The following is a 24,808-nucleotide window of genomic DNA, read 5'->3' as shown; positions in this document are numbered from 1 at the left end:
TTCATTTGTCGCCCGAGTCACGCAACCTCGGGAACACCCCATAACGGCACCCTATAATGGGGGTACGGGAGTTCTCCATTACAGACCGCGGTGAACGAATTCCCCGATCTCAGAAACGGACACTTGTGATACAACTCACGTTGGTGGCTCCCCTTCGGTGGTCCACCACCGTCGCCCGTATGGGCGTCGACAGGCATCTTCGGCCCTACATCTCCTCCAGGAGGTCCTCGGTGACGGCGGAGTTCGTGTCGGGGATCCCGAGTTCCTCGGCCCGCTTGTCGGCCATCGTCAACAGGCGCCTGATCCGACCGGCGACGGCGTCCTTGGTCATCTGCGGGTCAGCGAGGCGACCGAGCTCCTCCAGGGAGGCCTGGCGGTACTGCACCCGCAGCTGACCCGCCTCGGCGAGGTGCTCGGGAACATCATCGCCGAGAATGCGCATCGCCAGTTCCACCCGGGCGGCGGCGGCCACCGCGGCACGCGCGGACCGCCGCAGGTTGGCGTCATCGAAATTGGCCAGCCGGTTCGCCGGCGTGCGGATCTCCCTCTTGATCCGTTTGTCCTCCCAGCGAATGCGGGACTTCTGTGCGCCCATGCGGGTGAGCAGCGCCCCGATGGCCTCCGCATCCCGGACCACCACGCGATCCGAACCCCTGGAATCCTTCGTCTTCGCCGTCACCCCGATTCTGCGTGCGCACCCCACCAGCGCGAGGGCCGCCTCCTGGCAGGGACACAGCACCTCCAGGGTCGAGGAGCGTCCGGGCTCGGAAAGGGTGCCCGAGGCCAGGAACGCGCCACGCCACGCCGCCTCGGCATCACTGATCGTCCCGGAGACCACCTGCGGGGACAATCCCAGGACCGGATGCCCCGAGCGGGTGACCAGGCCGGTGCGCCTGGCGATCTCGTCGGCATTGTCGATGATCCGTACCAGGTAACGCGCGGCCTTGCGGGTACCACTGGCGGTGACGGTGTGCACCTGCACCTGGGTGGCGTACAGCTCCGCGATCGCATCACGAAGACGCTGCGCCACCTTCAGGCTGTCGAGGTTGACCTCGATGACCAGTCGCCCCGTGACCACCTGCATCTGCCCGGTGAAGCGGAGCAGCGCCGACACCTCGGCTGCGCGGGCACTGGGGCGGGAAACGCCGACCGTGGTCAGTTCGGCCTTGACATCAGTGGTCAGTGACAATTGTTCAAACCTTCCTCGGGCATCTCCCGCAGGTGGATGCAAACTACCGGAACGGAGAAAACCCGTACCGGAGGGGATTAAAACCGGGGTCCGCTAAGCTCTGCGCGCCTCCGCGTACACCGACAGCAGGGCCGAGCTCAGCTTCGCCGGATCGTGGACGCTGGTGAACCGCCCCCGGCCGTCCTCCGCTCGGACATCACAGAAGTCGACCTCGGCACCGAGCGCCTCCGCCGCGCGCTGAATGTAGCCCCGTTCCATTGATGAGGCCACCGTACCGGAGTCGACGAGGATCCGGTCAACCTTGAGCTCCCGTGCGTGCTGGCGCAGCACGTGGATGTGACGCTCCGAGGAGAACCCGGAGGTCTCACCCGGTTCGGCCCTGAGGTTGAGCACCACCACCTTCGTTGCCTCGGACTCCGACAGCGCCTCGACGAGGCCGGGGACCAGAAGGTGCGGAATCACCGAGGAAAACCAGGATCCGGGTCCGAGTGTGATCAGATCCGCACCGGTGATCGCCTCAATTGCCTCGGGGCTCGGCTCCGGATCCTCGGGAATCAGACGCACCCTGCGCACCTGGCCGGGTGTACTGGCCACAGCCACCTGCCCCCTCACCTGCTGCATGACCCTGGGGTCCTCCCCCAGCCCGGAAACCTCCGCCTCGATATCCAGCGGTTCGGTACACACCGGTATGGCCCGGCCCTGGGACTGGGTGAACTCGGCGATCTTATCCAGGGCGTTCTGGGAGCTTCCCAGAACATCGGTGAGCGCGACGATGAGGAGATTGCCCAGCGCATGTCCCGCGAGGGCACCGTGCCCGCCGAAACGGTGCTGCAGGAACTGCTCCCACAGCTCGCCCTCCTCATTCTCGGAGGTCAACGCCGCCAGGGCCATCCGGAGGTCTCCGGGAGGGATCTGACCGAGCTCGTGCCTGATCCGCCCGGAGGATCCGCCGTCATCGGCGACGGTGACCACCGCGTTGATCCTCTGCGGCGAACAGATCTTCGCCGCGCGCAGCGTCTGGAACAGGCCGTGTCCCCCACCGAGGCTGGTGATCACCCGCGGCTTATCCGCCGTGGGCAGGTCGCGACTCCCCCCACCCTCGCCGGGCTGCGCCGAGGCGGGCGTTCCCGCTTCAAAAATTGAGGTCATTGCCCTCCCTTTCTCTTCCTCGACTTGCAGATCAGTTCCTATTAATATCGCGGTGCACCACCGATACGTCCAAATCCTCATGGGCCGCGAGCCTGCGGCCCAGCTCCTCGGACACCGCGACCGAACGGTGGTGTCCCCCGGTGCATCCGATGGCGACGGTGATGAAGTTCTTCCCCTCGTGGCGGTAACCGGGAAGCATGTCCTCGAGCATGGAGACGAAGTTGTCAAGAAAGGTCCGCGCGCCGTTCTGGCTCAGCACATAGTCCGACACCGGCTTGTCGACGCCCCTGAAGGGTCGAAGTTCCGGCACCCAGTAGGGGTTGGGCAGGAAGCGCACGTCGACGATGAAGTCCGCGTCCCGCGGTGATCCGTGCTTGAAACCGAAGGACTCGATGGTCACATGCTGGACGCGCTGCGCGATCGTCTTGAATGAGGACTCGATGGAGCGGCGCAGGTCATGTACCGAGAGCTCGGAGGTATCGATGACAACATCGGCGTTTTCCTTGAGCTGCGAGAGCATCTCGCGTTCGCGTTCGATCCCCACCTGCAGGGTCTGGCTCCCCTGGAGGGGATGGGTGCGGCGGACACTGTCGAAGCGGCGAATAAGCACGTCATCCCTGGCATCGAGAAAAAGCACGGTCGGCGCCAGGTTCCTCCGCTGGAGCTCGGTGATGATATCGCTGAGGTTTCCGCGGAACTCCCTGGAACGCACGTCGGAGACCAGGGCGACCTTGTCCACCGGGGAGTCATCGGCCGCGCAGATCTCGATCAGCGAGGGAATCATCTGGGGCGGGAGATTGTGGGCGACGTACCATCCGAGGTCCTCCAGGACCCGGGCGGCGCTGCTGAGTCCCGCCCCGGACATCCCGGTCACCAGAACCGGTGTGAAGGGACGGCGGTTTCCCGATTCCACGCTCTGTGCTGCTGTCAACGTTCCGGCACTAGGATTCATGGCTCTCATACTAGTCAGCCCGTCCTCTCATGGTCGGTCTCTCCGTGTTCTCACGGTGTCGGGGGATGCAGACCCGCGAACACGCTCTCCGCCAGCCTGGGACCGAAACCCTTCACCGCGGCTATCTCCTCAACGGTGGCACTTTTCAGGTTCGCCACCGAACCGAAGTGTTTGACCAGTTCCGTTCGTCGGGTCTGGCCGAGCCCGGCGATGCCGTCCAGCTCGGAAACGCGCATACGCTTCGAGCGCTGCTGTCGGTGGTAGGTGATGGCGAAACGGTGTGCCTCATCACGAATCTGCTGGAGCAGGAAAAGTGCCTGGGAGCTGCGGGGCAGGATCACCGGATCGGGGTCCCCCGGCACCCAGATCTCCTCCAGGCGCTTCGCCAGGCCGATCAGTGTCACGTCGACGATACCCAGCTCATCAAAAACCTCCTGGGCGGCGGCCACCTGCGGCGCACCACCATCGACGATGAAAAGCTGTGGCGGATAGGCGAAACGCCTGTTGTCGGTGCTCATCTCCTCAACCTTTTCATCGGCGAAGTTCGAGCCGTCGAACTCTTCGGCCTCGGGAACTGCCAGGCGGTCACGGTTGTGCCTGAGGAAGCGGCGCCTGGTCACCTCAGCGATGGAGGCCACGTCATCGGAATGCCCGTCACCCGCGGCCTCCCGGATCCGGTAGCGCCGGTAGTCCGACTTGCGGGGCAGGCCGTCCTCGAACACCACCAGGGAGGCGACCACATCGGTGCCCTGGATGTGGGAAATGTCCGTGCACTCGATGCGCAGCGGCGCCTGCTCCATACCCAGGGCCTCCTGGATGTCCCGGAGGGCGGCCGAGCGGGCCGTGAGATCTCCCACCCTTTTGAGCTTGTGCTGTTTGAGCGCCTCCCTGGCGTTGCGCTCGACGGTCTCCATCAGGGCCCGCTTGTCCCCACGCTGAGGGACCCGCAGGTCAACGGTGCCCCCACGCAGCTTCTCCACCACTCGTCTGGTCTGTTCCGGCTCGTCGGGAAGGACCTGGACAAGGATCTCGTGCGGAATAACCGCTCCGGTGGACGCGCGCCCCTGGTTCGACTGCTTATCCACACCGCGGCGCTCGATGAGCTCAGCGTCCTCGGCGGCCTCCGTTTGCGCGCGCTCGACGGCATCGCCGTAGAACTGGACCAGAAAATCCTGCATGACATGCGCCAGTGCCGGATCGGTGCCATCGCCGTTCGGATCGGGCTCCTCCCGCCGGTCCCAGTCCCCGGTCTTCTCCACCACCCAGCCACGCTGGCCCCGGATGCGTCCACCGCGGACGTGGAAGACCTGGACCGCAGCCTCCAGGTCATCGGTGGCGATGGCAATGACATCGGCGTCGGTACCGTCGCCGAGGACGACCGCCTGCTTCTCCATGACCCTGCGGATCGCCTCCAGGTCGTCCCGCAGCCGTGCGGCGCGCTCAAAATCCAGATCCTCCGCGGCTTGTTCCATCTCCGCGCTGAGCTTCCTGGTCACCTTGTCGGTGTGTCCGGACATGAACGAGCAGAAACCATCGACTATCTCGCGGTGCTCCTGTTCGCTGACCCTTCCGACACACGGTGCGGCGCATTTGTCGATGTACCCGAGCAGGCAGGGTCGACCCAACGACTCGTGCCGGTTGAACACCCCCTTGGAGCAGGTACGCATCGGGAACACACGGATGAGCAGATCAAGGGTCTCCCGGACCGCCCACGCGTGGGAATAGGGCCCGTAGTAGCGAACGCCCCTGCGTCGAGGGCCACGGTAGAAGAATGCGCGCGGGAAACGTTCCCCCGTGGACACCGCGAGCATGGGGTAGGTCTTGTCGTCGCGGTACTTGACATTGAACCGCGGATCAAAGCGCTTGATCCAGGTGTACTCCAGCTGCAGTGCCTCCACCTCGCTGGACACCACCGTCCATTCAACGGAGGATGCGGCGAAGACCATCTGGCGGGTGCGCGGATGCAGCTGGGTGACATCCTGAAAATAGTTGGACAGTCGGGCGCGGAGATTCTTCGCCTTGCCAACGTAGATGACTCGGTGGTTGTCGTCCCTGAACTTGTACACGCCCGGCTCCGTGGGGATGGTCCCCGGCGCCGGACGGTAGCTTGTCGGATCAGCCATGTGCGGGACTAGTCCTCCGGCATGTAACGGGATTCCAGATCACGGAACTCCCTCACGGCGCGCACGACATCCTCGCCGTCACGGGCCTGGAACGCCCACATGGGCACGTACTCGAAATCGGGCAGTTCCAGCCGGGCGACTCGGGCGCCCTTGGGGAAGGACAGGCCGTAGATCACCGCCCAGGGGTAGAAGCGGGTCCCGATGAAGTTGCGCACCTCCACGCCGTCCTCATTGGCACGGACCCGGGCCCTGGTGAATCCGATGAAGGCCACCACCGAGATGATCAAACCGATCCCCGGGAACGCCAGGGTGTCAATGAAGGTCACCGCGGCGCCGGTGAAATCGACATCGACGACCAGCCCCATGAAGATGTGCACCGCCATGACCACGACGACCAGGATCCACGCGATCATTTTCATCGTCCTGGAGTGAACCTCGAGCCGCCACGGTTTGTCGGTCGTGGTGTCGGCGAATGCGGCGGTGTATTCGAGGAGTTCGGCGTCGCTGAGCCTTCTCGGGGATGCGTCTTCGCTGCGCATGTTGTCGGAGGCACCGCTGGGGGCTTTGGAGGTCACGATTTCACTATCCTTAAACATTCACGGCGACGGCAGTTGGACAACAGTCTAGCCCCTGCGGGCGCGAATGCCAGAAAGCACCAGAGCGGTATCCAGCGCCGCGATCATGGCTTCGGCCCCCTTGTCCTCGAGGGAGCCCTCACCTCCGGAGCGCTCTATGGCCTGATCCTCGGTGTTGACGGTGAGAACACCGTTTCCGATCGGTACGCCCGAATCGAGGGCGATGCGGGTCAGCCCCTGGGTGACGGAATCACAGACATAATCAAAGTGCGGGGTACCACCGCGGATCACACAGCCGATGGCCACCACCGCATCGTGGGAGCGGCTGAGCTCCTGGACCACCACCGGAAGCTCGAGAGCTCCGACGACGTGGTACTCGGACACCGTCGCACCGGCCGCGCATCCCGTGTCCACGGCGCGCTCGTGCATCCGCTGGCAGATCTCCGCATTCCAGCGGGCGCTGACGACCGCGACCTGCAGACCACCTGCATCGGGCAGCGTGATCCGGGGAAGTCCTTCCTTTGCCATGGGGGATTCCAGCTCCTTAAAGGTTGTCGTTTGAGAACAGTTGTTCCGGATGCGCCCTGTCCCATGCGTCCACTGCGGGCAGATCATGGCCCATCCGGTCCCGTTTGGTGCGCAGGTAGCCCACGTTGTCCTCATGGACCTGCACGGGGATGGGGGTGCGCCCGATGATCGAAATTCCGTGGCCCTCCATGCCGAGGCGCTTTCCGGGGTTGTTACTGATCAGGTTCAGTGACCGCACCCCGAGATCATAGAGAATCTGCGCGCTGGTTCCGAACTCCCTGGCGTCGGCCGGCAGTCCCAGCGCCAGGTTGGCGTCCACCGTATCGGCTCCCTCGTCCTGCAGCTGATAGGCGCGGAGCTTAGCCAGCAGGCCGATCCCGCGCCCCTCATGACCGCGCATGTAGACCACCACCCCGCGACCCGCCTCCTGGATCATGCGCAGGGATTCATGGAGCTGCTGCCCGCAATCGCAGCGGCGGGATCCCAGAACATCACCGGTCAGGCACTCCGAGTGGACCCGGACCAGGACGTCCTCTCCCCCGTTGTCCGAGGGATCGCCGACGACGACGGCCAGACTCTCCTGACCATCCACGGTGGAACGGTAGCCCACGGCCCGAAACTCGCCGAAGCTCGTGGGAAGCCGGGTTTCAACCACTCTTTCCACCAGGATCTCGTTCCGGCGCCGCCATTCGATCAGCTGCTCGATGGAGATCAGTTTCAGGCCGTGGGTGTCGGCGAAGCGCCGCAGTTCCGGAAGCCTGGCCATGCCCGTCGGATCCTCCTCGCTAACCACCTCGCACAACACCCCCGCGGGACGCAGTCCGGCGGCCCGTGCCAGATCGATGGACGCCTCGGTGTGCCCCGCCCGAACGAGTACCCCCCCGGCCCTGGCACGCAGCGGAACCACGTGGCCGGGGCGGGTGAAGTCCGAGCGCACGCTCTCCGGGTCGGCCAGGAGGCGGATGGTGTGCGCGCGGTCGGCCGCAGAGATGCCCGTGCTGCCGGTGTTGGCGTCGACAGTCACGGTGTAGGCCGTGCCACGCGCATCCTCGTTGGTGGCCGTCATCGGTGGCAGATCAAGACGATCCGCATCCTCGCCGGTCAGGGGAGCACAGACATAGCCGGAGGAATAGCGGACCATGAACGCGACCAGTTCAGGGGTCGCCTTCTCGGCGGCGAAGATGATATCGCCCTCATTTTCCCGGTCCTCATCGTCGACGACCACCACCGCCCTGCCTGCGGCGATGTCGGCGATGGCCTCTTCAACGGAGTCGAGTACTACTTCAGTCACGCGCTCAACCTTAATCCGAGGTGTTTTCGGGCCCGGTGCCGGGTGCCATCATGCGCTCGACATACTTTGCAATAACGTCAACCTCCACGTTCACCGGATCACCCGGAACCAGACCGCCGTGGGTGGTCTCACGCAGCGTGGTCGGGATCAGCGAGACCTCGAACCAGTCCGCGCCGAGCGCGGACACGGTCAACGATGTGCCGTTGAGGGCGATGGAACCCTTCTCCACCACGTACCGCGCCAGTTCCGCGGGCAGGGAGAACCGCAGCACATCCCAGTTCTCCGAATGCGTGCGCGAGATCAGCGCCGCGGTGGCGTCGACATGGCCCTGCATGATGTGTCCCCCGAGCCGACCGTTGGCGGGCAGTGCCCTCTCCAGATTCACCCGGGAACCGATGTCGAGCCCGCCGAGTGAGCTGCGGTCAAGGGTTTCCTGCATGCAGTCCGCGGTGAAGTAACCCTCACCGACACTGACCACGGTCAAGCACACGCCGTTGACGGCAATGGAGTCGCCGAGGTGCGCGTCCTCCAGGACACGTGTCGCCCCCACCTTCAGTCGGACCGAATCACCCAACCTGTCAATTCCGGTGATCCCGCCGATCTCCTCCACAATTCCGGTGAACATCCTCACATCCCTTCATCCTGCTGCTCATTGGTGGGTCGAACCATCTCTATCAGTACATCAGGGCCGAGTCGCTGCACGTCCCGGGTGTCAAAGCGCCGGATGTCGGCCATGGTTGTCACACCCGTGCCTGCGGTGTCGCCGTCCAGCACCGGGCGGCCGGTCCCGAGGAGCGCCGGGGCCAGGTAGGCCTGGACGGCATCGACCAGGCCGGCGTCGAGAAAAGCCGCCGCCAGTGTCGGCCCGCCCTCCACGAGGACGTCGCGGGCACCTGAATCCCACAGCGCGGCCAGCGCCTGATCTATTCCCGCGTACTGTTCGAAACCGAGCCGGCCCAGCTGTGAATCCGCGGGAATCGTCCGGCCGCCGATGACAACGCGCCGGGGCTGGTGCGCGTAGAGACCGTCCTCGGCGCGGGCGGTCAGCGCGGGGTCATCCTGCAGGGCGGTACCGCTACCGATCATGATCGCATCCCTGCGGCTCCGGTCCAGATGGACCGCCGCCCGCGCCCGCGGGCCGGTGATCCAGCGACTGCCTCCGTCGCCCGCCGCCGAGTACCCATCCATGGTCGCGGCGAATTTCCAGGTCACATGGGGTCGGCCGAGCCGCGTTGCGCGAAGCCAGGGACGCAGGGCCGGGACCTCGATGCCGAGACACAGCGTATCGACGCCCCGGTCGCTCAACCACCGGCCGCCACCGGCGGCTTGCGGGAAGGGGTCCGGGACGGCGTAGACCACCCGCACGATTCCCGCCTCGAGCAGCGCACGGGTGCAGGGCCCGGTGCGCCCGGTGTGATTGCAGGGTTCCAGGGTGACGACCGCGGTTCCGCCTCGGGCCCGCCCGCCCGCCTCAGCGAGCGCCACGATCTCCGCATGCGCTCCCCCCGGTGGCCGGGTGGCACCCGTTCCCACCAGCTGCCCGGCGGCATCCAGGATCACCGCACCCACGGGTGGATTCGGGCTGGTGGTACCACGGACCTGCTCGGCGGCCAGTGCCGCAACATCCAGCGCCTCGGTGGGTTCCACGGTGTCTAGCGCTCCGCGAGTTCGCGCAGCTTCAGCACGGCATCATTGGGATCGGCCTTGCCGTAGACCGCGGAACCCGCGACGAAGGCGTCCACCCCGGCATCGGCAGCGAGTCCGATGGTGGACTCCCCGATGCCGCCGTCGATCTCGATGATGATCTCCAGTCCGCGTTCGTCGATGGCCTTCCGCAGGGTGCGCACCTTGGCTAGCTGGTCGGGCATGAAGCTCTGTCCGCCGAATCCCGGCTCCACGCTCATCACCAGGACCTCATCGAAGTGCTCGAGATCGGCGAGGTAATCCTCGATCGGGGTACCGGGGCGGAGGGAGAAGCCGGCGCGCACCCCCCTGGAACGGATGTGCTCGGCCAGCCTGACATGGTCATCAGTCGCCTCCACGTGGAAGATCACGCAATCGGCACCGGCGTCGATGTAGTTGTCCACCCACCTCTCCGGGTTCTCGATCATCAGGTGCACATCGAGGGGTTTGTCGGTGACCCGGTTGACCGCGGCGGTGATGTCATGGCCGAAGCTGAGGTTGGGCACGAAGTGGCCGTCCATGATATCGACGTGAATCCAGTCCGCATCGGGTACCGCTGCGATCTCCGCACCGAGACGGGAGAAATCCGCGGCGAGTATGGACGGGGCGATGATGGGTGTGTTCATGCCCTTGATCATAACCCGCGGGGTGGTCAGCGCTTTCGCAGCACCGAGAAGAACATGGCGTCGGTGCCGTGCCTGTGCGGCCACATCTGCACCGATCTGGCCTCGCCGGTGTCACTCATCCCCGGGATCAGCGGTGCGGCGGGAAGCTCCTCGACCGGCAGGTGCTGAAGCGCCCTGTCCACGATGCCACGTGTTTCCCTGAGATCCGGAGAGCACGTGGAATAGATGATCACGCCACCGGGGCGGACGTGTGAGATCGCGGATTCGAGCAGTTCATACTGGAGGGAGTTCAGCTGCTCGATCTCGCTTTCCCGCTTGCGCCAGCGCGCCTCGGGGCGACGCCGCAGAGCGCCGAGTCCGGAGCACGGGGCATCGACGAGCGCGCGGTCGTAGTCGTTCCCGAGTGCGATCGTCCGGCCGTCGCCGACGTGCACCCTGACGGGCAGATCACGCACGGAACGCTCGATGAGCCGGGCGCGGTGATCGGAGATCTCCACGGCGTCAACCCTGGCTCGGTCCATTCGTGCGAGCGCCCCTATCAGCGCCGCCTTTCCGCCCGGCCCGGCGCAGAGATCGAGCCATCTTCCGTGATCGGTACCCTCCACCGGGGCCTCGACCAGGGCGCGGGCAATCAGCTGGGATCCCTCATCCTGCACCGCGGCGAGTCCCTGTTTGACGGGTTCGATCTCGCCGGGGTCGCCGCCGTCGAGGTAGACGGCGTAGGGAGAGTACCGTCCCTCCTCACCTCCTGTGATCAGTGCCAGTTCCTCGGCGCTGATCTCGCCCGGTCGCGCCACCAGGTGGACCACGGGGCGTTGGGAATCGGCCCGTAGTGCCGTTTCGAGCTCATCCACCGGGAGCACGCGGGCGAAGCTTTTCGCGATCCACTCCGGATGTGCGGTGCGGAAGGCGATGGCGGCGATCTCCCCCTCCGGCTCGAGTCGTTTGAGCCACTGTTCGGGGCTGCTGCGGGTGATGTTGCGCATCACCGCATTGCTAAAGCCGGTGGCCTGGAACTTCTTGAGTCCACCGACCATTTTCACACTGGTGTCCACGGCGGCATGATCCTCGACGCGGGTGAAGAGGACCTGGTAGGCGCCCAGCCGGAGCACATCGAGGACCTCCGGATCGATCTGGGCGCTCCCGCGCCTGGCGGCGGACTCGATGACCGCGTCGAGCAGGCCCTGTGTGCGCAGGGTTCCGTAGGTGATCTCCGTGGCGAAGGCCGCGTCGCGCCCCTCGAGCTTCTCCCTGTTCAACAGTTTCGGAAGGACAAGGTTGGCGTACGCCGCCCCGGTGCGTACGCGGTCAAGCACCTCGAACGCCACCTCCCTCGGCTTGTCGACGCCCAGGTCGCGGACCTCCCGCCGCTGTTTCTCCGCCCCGACGGGCACGGCCCGCGGTGCGGACGCCTTCGCCGAACGCGAGCGGAATCCGCCCTTCCTGTCCAGGCTCATTCGAAACTCGCTTCCTCGTTGAGATGGATCCCGCGCGCCCAGTCAGCGGCCGGCATCATTTTCCTGCCCGGCGGCTGGATTCCGGTCAGTGCCACCGGTGTCGTGCCGGTGCCCACGGCAACCGTGTGCTTGTCCGCCAACAGTGCCCCTGGTGCCAGTGGCACCGGCGCCTGGGCCAGCAACTCGACTGGTGCGAGTTTGATGCGGGCGTCGGCAAGCATCGTCCACGCCCCCGGGGCCGGGGTGTGCGCGCGGATACCGCGGTCGACCACCTCGGCGGGCGCGGACCAGTCGATCCTGGCGTCCTCCGTGGTGATCTTGGGTGCCCGGCTTTCGGGTCCCTGCTGTTCGGTGGCGGTGATGGTGCCCGCCTCGAGTCCGTCCATCGTCTGCACGAGCATGTCCGACCCGAGATCGGCGAGACGCTGCAGCAGCGTATCGGCGGTGTCGGTGTCGCGGATGGGGTCGCTGATGGAGTTGAGGATCGGGCCGGTATCCAGCCCTTCATCGATGCGGAAGGCGGTGGCGCCGGTGATGGTGTCACCGGCGCGGATCGCGGCCTGGACCGGAGCCGCCCCGCGCCAGGCGGGCAGCAGGGAGAAGTGGAGGTTGACCCAGCCGTGCGGCGCGACATCCAGCAGATCCGCGGTGATCAGCTGGCCATAGGCGACCACGGGAATGCAGTCGGGCGCCAGCTCGTTCAGGCGCTGCCTGATCATGGCGCCGTCCGGTGTCCCCGCCCTGAGGGTCACGGGCTTGAGCACCTCGATCCCGCGTTCGGCGGCGAGTTCTGCCACCGGGGAGGGATGGAGGCTCCGCCCCCTGCCCCTCCGCGCATCCGGGCGGGTCAGCACCGCCACCACCTCATGGTCGGAGTCCAAAAGTCTCTGCAGTGCAGTCACCGCCGGAGCGGGGGTTCCCGCGAAAACCAGTCGCATGTATTTCTCCTTGACTTATCGGTTGAACCACTCGGAGGCACGGATGGTGCCCATGGCGGCTTTGCGTTCCTCGGGAGCCAGGCGTTTGAGAAAGAGGACACCGTCGAGATGATCGGTCTCATGCTGGATGCAGCGTGCCAGAAGGCCGGAGGCTACGATCCCGACCGGATTGCCGTGCAGATCGACCCCGGAAAGCCGTACCTGTTCGAATCGTGTGGTCTCCGCCTTCACCCCGGGAATGGACAGGCATCCCTCGCCCCCGGTCTGAGTTTCCTCACCCATCGCCTCCCAGACGGGATTGACGATGTGCCCGCGCAGTCCTCCGTCGGTGTGGCTGCAGTCGAAGACGAATACCCTGCGCAACACCCCGATCTGGTTGGCGGCCAGTCCCACTCCGCCGGCCGCGTCCATCGTCTCGAACATGTCTTCGATGAGAAGTGCCAGTGCCTCGTCGAAGTCGGTGATCTCCTCGGCCCGGCTGGTCAGGACCGGATCTCCGAATAGTCTGACGTCGCGCACGGTCATGGTTGTTGGGTTCTCCTTACAGATACCGGATCCAGCGGTGGAAATACCGCCCCATCCTATCGGACCGCCATGGTCGCCGGTTGGACGGGGCCGGGCGGGCGGTGCGGGGATGGTGTGGTCTCCCCGCAGCGGTGAGTCTCAGCCGATGTGGATGGGATCCATCTGGACGCGCAGCGGAAGATCCTCCCTGCGTACAGCACGCGCGACCGCGGCGGCACGCAGGGCCGCGCCCAGCTCTGACCGCGGTCCCAGCGGGGTGCGGATCAACAATCGCTGCGCCGAGCCGAATCGCTGCTCGTCATATTCACCCGGCAGCGAGATACCCGGGGGCAGGTCAACCGGTCCGAGCACCTCCGCGTTGTCCGGTAGCCTGGCCGCCCTGAGGAAAGAGTCGAGGGCCGCCTGCGCCCCGTCCACCGCCGCCATGTGCACCGCCGGTGGGAAACCCACCTCGCGCCTCGATTCCAGCTCGGCCGCCGCGGCCCCGATTGCGTCCCACCGGATCAGCGCCTGCACCACGGTCAGTGCGGGATCGGCCACCACAACCACCTGTCCGCCGTGGACACCGGATTTCACCAGGGTCGCGGCATTCATCCAGGCGGCCAGGGTGTCCTCCGTCGCCCGCAGGTCCTGCCTGCCCATCATCGCCCAGGTGTCCAGGAGCAGGCAGGCTCCGTAGGCCCCGTCGGTGACGGGGGTTTCCGCCCCCGGGGTTGACACGACGATGCAGGCCCGGTTGTCCACGGCGTCGAGGATCCTGGATCCTCCCGAGGTGAGCACGCGGGTCTGGGAGAAGGCCCTGCCCAGCTCCTCGGCGGTGCGTTCGGCCCCAAGCACCACGGCACGCAGCTTCGGCGACCCGCACTGCTGACAGCGGAAGCGGGCATCGGGGCGACCGCACCAGCGGCAGGTTGGAACGGCCGCGTGCTCCCCCACGCTCTGCGGGAGACCAAGCGGGCCGTTGCAGTGTCTGCACCGCGCGGGGGCACGACAGTTTCCGCAGGCGAGTGTCGGCACGTAACCTTTTCTCGGCACCTGGATCAGCACCGGCTCATCGCGCTCCAGCGCTTCCCGGACCACCTTGAACGCCAGGGCGGGAAGTCGAGCCGAACGCGCCATCGGGTCACGGGAGAGCTCAAAATCCGAGTCGCCGGCAGCCTGGATCCGCGGCATGCGGGTGCGCAGGGTCTCCCTCGGAGCCACGAGATCATGGGCCCAGGAGGACTCGACGAGCAGTTGGGTCTCCGCGGTTCGGGCGTGGGAGGCGATGATCAGTGAACAGCCCTCCAGCGTGGACCGCGTGGTCAGCACCTCCCGTGCATGGGCGTAGGGGGCGCGGGGATCCACCAGATTGTCATCCCCGTCATTGAGCACCACCGCAAGGCGGAGATCACGCACCGGGGCGAAGGCCGCGCTACGGGTTCCTATCACCAGTCTCCCCTGTCCGCTGAGGACGGAAAGGAACCTGCGGTAGCGGGCCTGCGGACCCAGGCCCGCATTGAGAACGGTGATCTGCCGTGCGGCGACCAGTCCCCGCAGTGCCACCTCCAGGCGATCGAGATCACGTTGATCGGGAACCACGATCAGGGCACCGCCACCGTCGAGGACCACCTTGGTGGCTATCGACGCCAGTGCCGCCGCCCAGTCATCGCCCGGTGCGATCTGCCACGCCGCACGCGCAGTAGTTCCCCCGAGCACGGCGTCGACAAAGGACTGGCCGTGCCCGTACGCAGACCAGGAGGACAGGTCCGGTTCCGTTGCCACACCGAGGTCGCGCCAGGGTGTCGAGGTATCGGAATCCTCCGCGGCGGCGTGACGCGCCGGGATCGCTGAACGGATCAGGTCCGAGCGCACGCCCCCGTAGCGCTCGGTGACGGCCTCGACGAGGCGGGAGGTCTGTTCGGGGTAGACAATCACCGGGGAGATGACACGATCCAGCCAGCTGAGATTCCCCTCATGATCTGTGTGGGCTGTGCGGGAGATCAGCAGGGCGTCGACGAGTCTTCCTGCAAATCGGATCCGTACGCGGACCCCGGGGCGTGCCTGTTCGTGTTGCTCCGCGGTGACCATGTAGTCGAAGAGCCGATCCAGGTGGGGCAGGCCCAGAAGCGGCAGAACCCGCGCCACCGGTGCCTCGGGGGCGGGGACGCGGGGTGTAGCCATGACACAGAAGATTACTACATGGCGGTGCTAGGCCAGGTTGAGTGCGGCGCGCAGCTGCCCGGTACGGTTGGTGGCCTCCCAGGGAAGATCGATGTCCGTTCGACCGAAGTGTCCGTAGGCAGCTGTCCGTGCGTAAATGGGACGCAGCAGGTCCAGCTCCCGGATGATCACCGAGGGACGGAGATCGAACACCTCGGTCACCGCGGCCTGGATCTGTTCATCACTGAGCCCGTCCCTTGCGGTGCCGAAGGTCTCCACGTACAGTCCCACCGGCTTCGCCCGTCCGATGGCATAGGCGACCTGGACCTCGGCGCGATCGGCGAGACCGGCGGCGACGATGTTCTTTGCCACCCAGCGCATGGCGTAGGCCGCGGAGCGGTCGACCTTGCTCGGATCCTTGCCCGAGAAGGCGCCACCTCCGTGGCGGGCCATACCTCCGTAGGTGTCCACGATGATCTTCCGTCCGGTCAGTCCCGCATCCCCCATGGGACCGCCGAGGACGAAGGAGCCGGAGGGGTTGATCAGCACACTCAGCTTGTCGGTGACCATATCCTGCAATCCCGCGTCGGCGAGTACCCAGTCGATCACGTGCTCGCGCAGTTCGGTCTCCAGCCAGGGCCGGTCCACCTCGGGATCGTGCTGGGTCGAGATGACCACGGTATCCAGGTAGATCGGGCGGTCCTCGCTGTCGTAGGCGAAGGTGACCTGGGTCTTGCCGTCGGGACGGAGATGGGAGACGATGCCATCCTTGCGGACCTGGGTCAGTCGGCGGGAGAGGCGGTGCGCCAGGGCGATCGGCAGGGGCATATACTCGGGCGTCTCATTGGAGGCGTAACCGAACATCAGGCCCTGGTCGCCTGCACCGGCACGATCATCCTCCTCGACGTCACCGTTGGTGCGGGCCTCATCCGAGGTGTCCACGCCATCGGCGATCTCCTGTGACTGCTCACCGATGGAAACCGATACGCCACAGGTCCTCCCGTCGAAGCCGACCTCGGAGGAATTGAAACCGATGTCGATGAGCTTGTTCCGGACCAGCTGCGGGATCTCCACGTATGCGCTGGTCCTGACCTCACCCACGACATGAACCAGACCGGTGGTGACCACTGTCTCCACCGCGACCCTGGAATGGGGATCCTTGTCCAACAGAGCATCGAGAATGGTGTCGGAGACGGCGTCACAGATCTTGTCGGGGTGTCCCTCGGTGACGGATTCGCTGGTAAACAGGCGGACGGCGCTTGGCTGGGCCACTGGTTGCCTTCTTTCAAAACTATGAGTTCTAGTGCATTTCTTACCCAGCCAAATATAGACTAAGCTGTCTAAGCGTGCAATTACCGGGGCTGCGCGGCCTGCTCCGTGAACGCCTCGGCGGCATCGAGAACGGCCGCCGCGACCTTGAGCTTTGAGGCATCCGCGACCTCGCGGACCCCTCCCGCGGAGTCCAGGATCCAGCCCCGGTTGCGGGTCTCCCCGAACACCTTGCCCACCCCGACCTCATTGCACATCAGCAGATCGCAGCCCTTCCTCGCCAGCTTCGCCCTGGCGTAGTCGAGGGCGGGAGTCTCAGCGTCCCCGGTTTCGGCGGCGAAGCCGACGATCACGGGCTGTGCGGGCAGCTCCCCGGTGGCGCGCCTGGCCACGGTGGTGGCGAGGATATCGGGATTCTCCACGAGTTGGATGGTGGAGAGGGATTCCTGGTCGCGCCCCTTCTTCAGCTTTGATGCCCCCGTGGTGTCCGGGCGGAAATCCGCCACCGCGGCGGCCATGATGATCAGATCCGCCCGGTCAGCGCGTGCCTGAACCGCATCGAACATCTCCCGTGCCGAGAGGACATCGATGATCTCCGCCCCCGCCGGAGTGGGCAGTGACACCGTGTTTCCTGCGATGATGGTCACCTCAGCCCCCCGCTGCGCGGCCATCTCCGCCAGAGCATAGCCCTGCCGACCGGAGGAACGGTTGCCCACGAATCGAACCGGATCAATGTTCTCCTGGGTTCCGCCGGCTGTGATCAGCACCCTCCGGCCGGCCAGACTCTGTCCGAAGGAGACTCCCTCGTAGGCCGCATTCGCGGTATCGACGATCTGTTCGGGATCCGGGAGCCGCCCAGGGCCGGAGTCGCTCCCGGTGAGCCGGCCGTGCGCGGGCTCCATGACGGTGATTCCCCTACTCCTCAGTGTCTCCACATTGGCCACGGTCGCCTTGTTGAACCACATCTCGGTGTGCATAGCCGGGACGACGACCACGGGTGAGGTTGCCACCAGCACCGTCGCCGCGAGAAGATCATCGGCCCTGCCCGCGGCGATGCGCGCAATCAGATCCGCGGTCGCCGGTGCGATGAGGATCAGGTCAGCCTCCTGCCCGATACGGACATGCTGTACCCCCTCGACATCCTCGAAGACGGAGGTGGCGACCTTGTTTCCGGACAGTGCCGCAAAGGTCGCCTCTCCCACGAAGTTCAGAGCCGACCGGGTGGGCACGACGGTGACGTTATCGCCGGCCTCCCTGAGCAGGCGGATTATGTGGCAGGCCTTGTACGCGGCGATTCCACCCGCAACCCCGACGACAATTCGACGGGGCCGGGCTTCCTTCTGCTCATGCATGATGTGGGGGGATCCTTCTGTTTGCCGGAGACGGTGAACTCCCACCAACTCTAGCGACGCACAACACCCGGCGGTCACTTGCGTACCGCCGGGTGTTGTGGGGAGGACCGTGTTAGCCCTCTTCGTGGTCCAGAAGACCCGCGTTGATCTCACGCAGTGCGATCGACAGCGGTTTCTCGCCCGCCTGCGGGGTGACGAGGGGTCCGATGAACTCGAAGACACCCTCATCAGCCTGCTGATAGAAGCTGTTGATCTGGCGCGCCCGCTTCGCGGCGAAGATCACGAGTGCGTACTTGGAGGTGACCTTGTCCAGCAGTTCGTCGATCGGAGGGGCGGTGATGCCCATCGGCGGATCGAAAACGGCTCTGGTGGCGTTGGTCTCGTTGCTCACGTTGGTCACTGACACCTTTTCAGAAGATCGTAGACAGTAGTTGAAGACTGGGGAACTTGCTCAGTCGGAAAAGTATACCCCATCGCAGCGGGTTCTGGCTAAGCGCCGGTGAGAATCCGACGGATTTCCGAAACCGCCCTATCCACATCATCGTTGATGATGACATGTTTGAACTCGCTCTGTGCAGCCAGCTCTCCACGTGCGGTTTCCAGCCTGCGGGAGATGACGTCCTGACTCTCAGTTCCTCGCCCCTTCAGACGTTCAACCAACACATCCCAGGACGGGGGCGCCAGGAAGACCGTTTCTGCCTCCGGCATGAGTCTGGCAATGTTCCTGGCTCCTGCGAGATCCACCTCGATGAGCACCGGACGACCGGCCTCACGGGCCTGTTTGACGGGGCCAGCCGGAGTTCCCGACCTTTGCAGACCTCCGTGGATGTCCGCCCATTCGAGCATCTCCCCATGGTCGATCCGATCCTGAAACTCCTTGGCGGACACGTAGAAATAGTCCCGCCCATCCACTTCACCCGGACGCGGAGCCCTGGTGGTCATGGAGACACTGAAATACAGATCCGGCACCTCACTGCGAAGGCGATCGACCACCGTCGATTTACCAACTGCGGAGGGGCCCGCGAGAATCACGAGCCTTCCCTTGGGTTTTTCGCCGGGCACGTGGATTTAGCCCTCGAAACCGAAGCGTTCGAGCAGTGCACGGCGCTGGCGCTCACCCAGGCCACGGAGACGGCGGGTCTGCGCGATGCCGAGCTCGTCCATGATCTCCTTCGCCTTCACCTTGCCAACCTTCGGAAGAGCTTCGAGCAGTGCCGAGACCTTGGTCTTGCCGATGATCTCGTCGGTCTCCGCCTTCTCCAGCACCTCCTTGAGGTTGGTGTTGCCGCGCTTCAGGTTTTCCTTGAGCTCGGCGCGAGCCTTGCGTGCTTCGGCCGCCTTGGCCAGAGCGGCCTTGCGCTGCTCGTCAGTCAACTGTGGAAGGGCCACGGGGTTCCTCCGTTTTCGTGTGTTTGCGTTTACCGGTGGACACTTGCGTGTCCGCGAATCGCAGGACGGAGCGGTGAATGCCACCCTTGTCAGCCTGCGATTTTCGATTAGTCTAGCACTAGTTCGACGAACTCAAAGGTGGCGGCGTCGACACCCACTGTTTCCGCAGGTCGGACGCCGCCACCCCGATCCCTTGCAGAGCCCCTACGACCTGGGAAAACCCGGATACCCCGCCGCGTTGTCGGCGACTGAGCGACGGAGATCGCCGATCTCCGGCCCATGGGAGAGGATCGCCCGGGATACATTCGGGAATGCCAGAAACTGGTTGTCCGGGGCAATGAGGGAAACGTCCCTTGCGGTCGCCCCCTGGGCACCGACACCGGGCAGCAGAATGGGGCCGCCGATCTCGGCCAGCTCCGGTGGATGCTCAAGCGTCGCTCCGACCACCACCCCGATGTTTCCGATGTCTCCGCGGTCGGTGTGCACCCGATTCGCGGCGGCCACCTGATCGACGATCTGCTGTGAGATGCTCCTGCCGTGCGCGTCCCTTTGATCCTGGAGCTGCCTCGCCTCCGGATTGGAGGTGGCGGCCAGGACGAAGACGCCCTTCGCGTATCGCTCCGCCAACTCGAGGACCGGGTCCAGCGAATGGAACCCCAGATAGGGCGAGACGGTCACCGCGTCACTGGCCAGGGGCGAGTCCGGATCCAGCCAGGCGGTGGCGTATCCGGCCATCGTGGAACCGATGTCACCACGTTTGGCGTCCGCGAGCACCAGGCATCCCCTCGCACGCAACTCGGCGATGGTCTCCTCCAGGACTGCGAAACCGGCGGAGCCGAAACGCTCATAAAAGGCGACCTGGGGTTTGACCAGCGCCACGGTGTCCGAGACCGCCTCGACACAGATGCGGGAGAACTCCCGCAGGCCCTCGACGGAGGTGGGCAGCCCCCAGGCCGCCAAGAGGCTGTCGTGGGGGTCTATCCCCACGCACAACCTCCCGTGGACGGCGGAGGCGTCGACAAGCTTTTCTCCGAAGGTCAAGGCATTACGCCTTTACCGCGTGGTCGAGTTCCTGCAGCGCACGCACCGACAGCTCCCCGGCGCGCAGGGCCTCGATGCCCTGCACCGCGGCGGTGACTCCCTGCACGGTGGTCACCAGGGGAACTCCGACGGTCACCGCGGAGGCACGGATATCGTAGCCGTCGTGGCGCGCCCCGGCAGAACCCGCCGGGGTGTTGAGGATGAGGTCAACCTCGCCTTCGCGGATGCGGTCCACGATGGATCTGCCCCGGATCCCGTCCCGGACATCGGATCCCTTGAGCACGATCTCGCAATCGATGCCGTTTCGCCGCAGCATTCCGGCGGTACCCTCGGTGGCCAGGATGCGGAATCCCATGGAGGACAGACGCTGGATCGGCAGTATCAGGGTGCGCTTGTCACGGTTGGCCACACTGACAAACACCGTGCCCCCCGTCGGCAGGGCACCGAACGCGCCCGCTTCGGCCTTGGCGTACGCCGCACCGAAGTTGTCTGCGAGGCCCATCACCTCACCGGTGGATTTCATCTCCGGAGACAGCAGGGTATCCAGGGTCTTGCCCTCCGCATTGCGGAAGCGGTTGAAGGGCAGCACTGCCTCCTTCACCGCGATCGGTGCGTCCAGTGGCAGGGAACCCCCGTCATAATCACTCGGGATCATCCCCTCGGCGCGCAGTTCGGCGATGGTGGCACCCACCGCGATCCGCGAGGCGGCCTTGGCCAGGTGCACCCCGGTCGCCTTGGACACGAAGGGAACCGTGCGCGAGGCGCGGGGGTTGGCCTCGATGACGTAGAGGGTGTCGTCCTTGAGCGCGAACTGGACGTTCATCAGACCCCGGACCCCGATGCCGAGGGCGAGCGCCCTGGTGGATTCACGGACCCTGTCAATGTCCTGGGAACCCAGGGTCATCGGCGGCAGGGCGCAGGCGGAGTCACCGGAGTGGATTCCCGCCTCCTCGATGTGCTCCATCACACCGGCCAGGTACACCTCCTCGCCGTCGCAGAGGGCGTCGACGTCGATCTCGATGGCGTTGTCGAGGAAGCGGTCCACCAGAACTGGGTGGTCCGAAGACAGTTCGGTGGCCCGCTCGATGTAGTCCTGAAGGGAGCGCTCATCGTAGACGATCTCCATGCCACGACCACCGAGGACATAGGAGGGACGGACGAGAACCGGGTAACCGATGGCATCGGCGACGAGACGGGCCTCCTCGAAGGAGGTTGCGGTACCGAACGCCGGGGCGGGAAGCTCGACCCTGCGGAGGAGCTCACCAAACTCCCCGCGGTCCTCAGCCAGGTCGATGGCCTCGGGTGAGGTGCCGATCACCGGCACCCCCGCGGCCTTGAGTCGCTCGGCCAATCCCAGTGGAGTCTGTCCGCCGAGCTGCACGATGACGCCGGCGACGGTTCCCGACTGCGCCTCGGCATGGTAGACCTCCATGACGTCCTCGAAGGTCAGCGGCTCGAAGTAGAGGCGGTCCGCGGTGTCGTAGTCGGTGGAGACGGTCTCCGGGTTGCAGTTGACCATGACGGTCTCGTATCCGACCCGGGACAGCTCCAGGGCGGCGTGGACGCAGGAGTAGTCGAACTCGATGCCCTGCCCGATGCGATTGGGACCGGAACCGAGGATGATCACCTTCTCACGCTCGGTCTGCGGCGCCACCTCCGATTCCGCGGCGGGATCGAGCTCATAGGCCGAGTAGTAGTAAGGGGTGTTCGCCTCGAATTCGGCTGCACAGGTGTCCACAGTCTTGAACACCGGGCGGATACCCAGGGACAACCGCAGCCTGCGCACGCCCTGCTCCCCGGCGAACTCGGGCCTGAGCACCGCGATCTGGGCGTCGGACAGGCCCATGAACTTGGCCTCCCGCAGCAGCGCCTCGCTGAGGACGGGGGCGTCGATCAGCCTCCGGCGGAAGTCCACCAGGGTCTGCAGTTCGGCGAGGAACCAGGGATCGATCGAGGAGGCCTCGTGGAGCTGCTCGATGCTGGCGCCCAGGCGCATCGCGAGCTCGACGTCGTACATCCGGCCCTCCGTCGGGCGGCGCAGGTCCTGCAGGACGGCGTCGAGGTCCGTGGCACGCTCGCCGGCGAAGAACTCATCCGACTTCGTCCAGAAGCCGGTCTGCTTGGTCTCCAGCGACCTCAGGGCCTTGTTCAGGGCCGAGATGTAGTTCCGGCCGAGGCTCATGACCTCACCGACGGACTTCATCGTCGTGGTCAGGGTGTCATCGGCGCCGGGGAACTTCTCGAAGGCGAATCGCGGCGCCTTCACCACCACGTAGTCGAGGGTGGGTTCGAAGGCCGCCGGTGTCTCGCCGGTGATGTCATTCTGGATCTCATCGAGGGTGTATCCGATGGCCAGCTTCGCCGCGATCTTGGCGATCGGGAAGCCGGTGGCCTTGGACGCCAGCGCCGAGGAGCGGGAGACGCGCGGGTTCATCTCGATGGTGATGATCCGACCGTCGTCGGGATTGATGGCGAACTGGATGTTGCAGCCGCCGGTGTCCACCCCGACCTCGCGGATGATCGCGATACCCTGATCGCGCATCTTCTGGAACTCGCGGTCGGTCAGTGTCATCGCGGGGGCGACCGTGACGGAGTCGCCGGTGTGCACGCCAAGGGCGTCAACATTCTCGATCGAGCAGATGACCACCACGTTGTCATCGCCGTCACGCATGAGCTCGAGTTCGAACTCCTTCCAGCCCAGGATCGATTCCTCGATCAGGACATTGGCCTCGGGCGACGCGGCGAGACCGCCGCCGGCGATGCGTTCGAGGTCGGCCTCGGTGTAGGCGAGTCCGGAGCCCAGTCCACCCATGGTGAATGAGGGCCGGACGACCACGGGAAGTCCCAGCTCCCCGACCGCTTCATGGACCTCGGCCATGTTGTGGCACACCTTCGACCTGGCGGATTCCCCGCCGATCGTGGCCACAATGTCCTTGAACTTCTGCCGGTCCTCACCGCGTTCAATGGCGTCGATGTCGGCGCCGATCAGTTCAACGCCGTATTTGTCCAGGATTCCCAGACGATCCAGCTGGATGGCGGCATTCAGGGCCGTCTGGCCCCCGAGGGTGGCGAGTACGGCGTCAATGGGATGCCCCTGCTCGATCTCCTTGGCGAAGATCTTGTCGATGTAACCGGGTTCAATGGGCTCGACGTAGGTGTGGTCAGCCAGCTCCGGGTCCGTCATGATGGTGGCGGGGTTCGAGTTGATGAGGGTCACACGCAGGCCCTCCTCCTTGAGGACGCGGCAGGCCTGGGTACCGGAGTAATCGAATTCACAGGCCTGACCGATGACGATGGGGCCGGAACCGATGACGAGGACGTGGTTGATATCTGGGCGTTTCGGCATGTCTTCTATGCCCCTTCCTTCTGGTTGTTGGCGTCCGCATCCATGAGTCCGACGAACTGGTCGAACAGGGGGCTGGCGTCATTGGGGCCGGCGGCGGCCTCGGGATGGTACTGGACGGAATAGGCACGTCCCGATTTCAGTGCGACGCCTTCGACGACGCCGTCATTGAGACAGGTGTGGGTGACCACCGCGGTGCCGAAATCGGTGTCGAATTCCTGACCGGCCTCGCCCCTGAGCGCGAAACCGTGGTTCTGCGCGGTGATGTCTATCTTGCCGGTAATGTGGTTCTTCACCGGAACATTGATTCCGCGGTGTCCGAACTTGAGCTTGTAGGTCTCCATGCCCAGTGCGCGGCCGAGGATCTGGTTTCCGAAACAGATTCCGAAGAAGGGGATGTTCGAGGCGAGGATCTCACGGACGATGCCGACCATCGCATCCGCCGCGGCGGGGTCACCCGGTCCATTGGAGATGAACACGCCAGCGGGGTTGTACTTCCGGATCTCCTCGAAGGGGGTCTCAGCCGGGACGATCACGGTGCGCACACCGCGGGCGGCGAGACGGCGCGGGGTGTTCTGTTTGATGCCCAGGTCGTAGGCGACGACGGTGTGGCGTGGTTCGTCCTCGGCCTCGACGATGTAGGTCTCATCGGTGGAGACGTCCGCGGACAGGTTCGCCCCGGCCATCGACGGCTGTTCCCGGACGATTCCGAGCAGCTCCTCCACGGGGAGTTCCGCCGCCCTGCCGGAGAAGATTCCGGCGGCGATGGCACCCTCCTCGCGGATGTGGCGCACCAGTGCCCTGGTGTCCACACCCCCGATGCCGACGATTCCCTGATTCGCCATTTCCTGCTGCAGCGAGGTGGTGGCGCGCCAGTTGGACACCCGTGCGGAGAGGTCGCGGATCACAAGTCCGGCAACCCAGATCCTGCCGTCGCGGGACTCATCGTCCTCCTCGTTCCAACCGGTGTTGCCGATCTGGGGAGCGGTGGCGATCACGATCTGCCGATGGTAGGAGGGATCGGTCATGGTTTCCTGGTAGCCGGTCATACCGGTGGTGAACACGGCCTCGCCGAGGGTGGTGCCGATCGCTCCGAAACCGAATCCATGGAAGGTGCGTCCGTCTGCAAGGACCAGGAGGGCCGGGACTGATCCGATATCGCTCACGCCCTGATAGTTAGTTTCTGCACTCACGGTGACAGCATCGCCTTTCGCTTTGTGTACACGTGCAGGCCAG

22 protein-coding genes are annotated in these 24,808 nt (G+C 65.3%); all 22 read right to left on the bottom strand.

What is annotated here, in order from left to right; translation table 11 throughout:
- Nucleotides 1–205: 205 nt before the first annotated feature.
- Entirely contained in the window at nt 206–1,189 is a 984-nt protein-coding gene (gene whiA, locus B7E02_RS07960; protein ID WP_080794807.1) for a DNA-binding protein WhiA, read from the bottom strand.
- A 93-nt stretch (nt 1,190–1,282) separates the two neighbouring features.
- On the bottom strand, nt 1,283–2,338 hold the full coding sequence (locus B7E02_RS07955; RefSeq protein WP_080794805.1) for a gluconeogenesis factor YvcK family protein: 1,056 nt from the start codon (nt 2,336–2,338) through the stop codon (nt 1,283–1,285).
- 31 nt (nt 2,339–2,369) lie between these two features.
- Complete coding sequence (gene rapZ, locus B7E02_RS07950; protein ID WP_080794803.1) at nt 2,370–3,290, bottom strand: RNase adapter RapZ; 921 nt, start codon at nt 3,288–3,290, stop codon at nt 2,370–2,372.
- 50 nt (nt 3,291–3,340) lie between these two features.
- Entirely contained in the window at nt 3,341–5,413 is a 2,073-nt protein-coding gene (uvrC, locus tag B7E02_RS07945) for an excinuclease ABC subunit UvrC (protein WP_080794802.1), read from the bottom strand.
- Nucleotides 5,414–5,421: 8 nt separating this feature from the next.
- Nucleotides 5,422–5,988 carry a PH domain-containing protein gene (locus B7E02_RS07940; protein WP_080794800.1) on the bottom strand — a complete coding sequence of 189 codons (567 nt, stop codon included), beginning with the start codon at nt 5,986–5,988 and terminating at the stop codon, nt 5,422–5,424.
- Between the two features lie 48 nt (nt 5,989–6,036).
- On the bottom strand, nt 6,037–6,516 hold the full coding sequence (gene ribH, locus B7E02_RS07935; protein ID WP_080794799.1) for a 6,7-dimethyl-8-ribityllumazine synthase: 480 nt from the start codon (nt 6,514–6,516) through the stop codon (nt 6,037–6,039).
- Nucleotides 6,517–6,532: 16 nt separating this feature from the next.
- A complete protein-coding gene (locus tag B7E02_RS07930) occupies nt 6,533–7,807 on the bottom strand; it encodes a bifunctional 3,4-dihydroxy-2-butanone-4-phosphate synthase/GTP cyclohydrolase II (protein ID WP_179129693.1) in 1,275 nt (424 codons plus the stop codon).
- A 10-nt stretch (nt 7,808–7,817) separates the two neighbouring features.
- Complete coding sequence (locus tag B7E02_RS07925; protein ID WP_080794795.1) at nt 7,818–8,432, bottom strand: riboflavin synthase; 615 nt, start codon at nt 8,430–8,432, stop codon at nt 7,818–7,820.
- 2 nt (nt 8,433–8,434) lie between these two features.
- On the bottom strand, nt 8,435–9,454 hold the full coding sequence (ribD, locus tag B7E02_RS07920; RefSeq protein ID WP_080794793.1) for a bifunctional diaminohydroxyphosphoribosylaminopyrimidine deaminase/5-amino-6-(5-phosphoribosylamino)uracil reductase RibD: 1,020 nt from the start codon (nt 9,452–9,454) through the stop codon (nt 8,435–8,437).
- A gap of 5 nt (nt 9,455–9,459) precedes the next feature.
- Entirely contained in the window at nt 9,460–10,116 is a 657-nt protein-coding gene (gene rpe / locus B7E02_RS07915; protein ID WP_080796851.1) for a ribulose-phosphate 3-epimerase, read from the bottom strand.
- Between the two features lie 26 nt (nt 10,117–10,142).
- The gene (locus B7E02_RS07910; protein WP_080794792.1) at nt 10,143–11,573 is read right to left on the bottom strand and encodes an RsmB/NOP family class I SAM-dependent RNA methyltransferase; all 1,431 of its coding nucleotides are present in this window, start codon (nt 11,571–11,573) and stop codon (nt 10,143–10,145) included.
- Nucleotides 11,570–12,511 (bottom strand): methionyl-tRNA formyltransferase, encoded by a 942-nt coding sequence (gene fmt / locus B7E02_RS07905; protein ID WP_080794790.1) that lies wholly within the window; start codon nt 12,509–12,511, stop codon nt 11,570–11,572. The genes B7E02_RS07910 and fmt overlap by 4 nt, the downstream gene beginning before the upstream one ends.
- A 15-nt stretch (nt 12,512–12,526) precedes the next feature.
- A complete protein-coding gene (gene def / locus B7E02_RS07900) occupies nt 12,527–13,036 on the bottom strand; it encodes a peptide deformylase (RefSeq protein WP_080794788.1) in 510 nt (169 codons plus the stop codon).
- 138 nt (nt 13,037–13,174) lie between these two features.
- Nucleotides 13,175–15,199, bottom strand: coding sequence for a primosomal protein N' (locus tag B7E02_RS07895; protein WP_080794786.1), 2,025 nt, complete (start codon nt 15,197–15,199; stop codon nt 13,175–13,177).
- 27 nt (nt 15,200–15,226) lie between these two features.
- The gene (gene metK / locus B7E02_RS07890) at nt 15,227–16,450 is read right to left on the bottom strand and encodes a methionine adenosyltransferase (protein ID WP_080794784.1); all 1,224 of its coding nucleotides are present in this window, start codon (nt 16,448–16,450) and stop codon (nt 15,227–15,229) included.
- Between the two features lie 80 nt (nt 16,451–16,530).
- On the bottom strand, nt 16,531–17,799 hold the full coding sequence (gene coaBC, locus B7E02_RS07885; RefSeq protein WP_080794782.1) for a bifunctional phosphopantothenoylcysteine decarboxylase/phosphopantothenate--cysteine ligase CoaBC: 1,269 nt from the start codon (nt 17,797–17,799) through the stop codon (nt 16,531–16,533).
- A gap of 112 nt (nt 17,800–17,911) precedes the next feature.
- Entirely contained in the window at nt 17,912–18,145 is a 234-nt protein-coding gene (rpoZ, locus tag B7E02_RS07880; protein WP_245802288.1) for a DNA-directed RNA polymerase subunit omega, read from the bottom strand.
- 143 nt (nt 18,146–18,288) lie between these two features.
- Nucleotides 18,289–18,861 (bottom strand): guanylate kinase, encoded by a 573-nt coding sequence (gmk, locus tag B7E02_RS07875; protein ID WP_080794778.1) that lies wholly within the window; start codon nt 18,859–18,861, stop codon nt 18,289–18,291.
- A gap of 6 nt (nt 18,862–18,867) precedes the next feature.
- Nucleotides 18,868–19,188 (bottom strand): integration host factor, actinobacterial type, encoded by a 321-nt coding sequence (gene mihF / locus B7E02_RS07870; protein ID WP_080794776.1) that lies wholly within the window; start codon nt 19,186–19,188, stop codon nt 18,868–18,870.
- Nucleotides 19,189–19,392: 204 nt separating this feature from the next.
- On the bottom strand, nt 19,393–20,229 hold the full coding sequence (gene pyrF, locus B7E02_RS07865; protein WP_080794774.1) for an orotidine-5'-phosphate decarboxylase: 837 nt from the start codon (nt 20,227–20,229) through the stop codon (nt 19,393–19,395).
- A 4-nt stretch (nt 20,230–20,233) separates the two neighbouring features.
- On the bottom strand, nt 20,234–23,575 hold the full coding sequence (gene carB / locus B7E02_RS07860; protein ID WP_080794772.1) for a carbamoyl-phosphate synthase large subunit: 3,342 nt from the start codon (nt 23,573–23,575) through the stop codon (nt 20,234–20,236).
- 5 nt (nt 23,576–23,580) lie between these two features.
- Nucleotides 23,581–24,765: a glutamine-hydrolyzing carbamoyl-phosphate synthase small subunit gene (gene carA, locus B7E02_RS07855; protein WP_080794770.1), complete on the bottom strand. Its 1,185-nt coding sequence runs from the start codon at nt 24,763–24,765 to the stop codon at nt 23,581–23,583.
- Nucleotides 24,766–24,808 lie beyond the last annotated feature (43 nt).

This window comes from Corynebacterium pacaense (assembly GCF_900169525.1).
Lineage (GTDB): Bacteria > Actinomycetota > Actinomycetes > Mycobacteriales > Mycobacteriaceae > Corynebacterium > Corynebacterium pacaense.
Note: the sequence above shows the minus strand (reverse complement) of the source record. Positions and strands in the feature narration are given on the sequence as shown.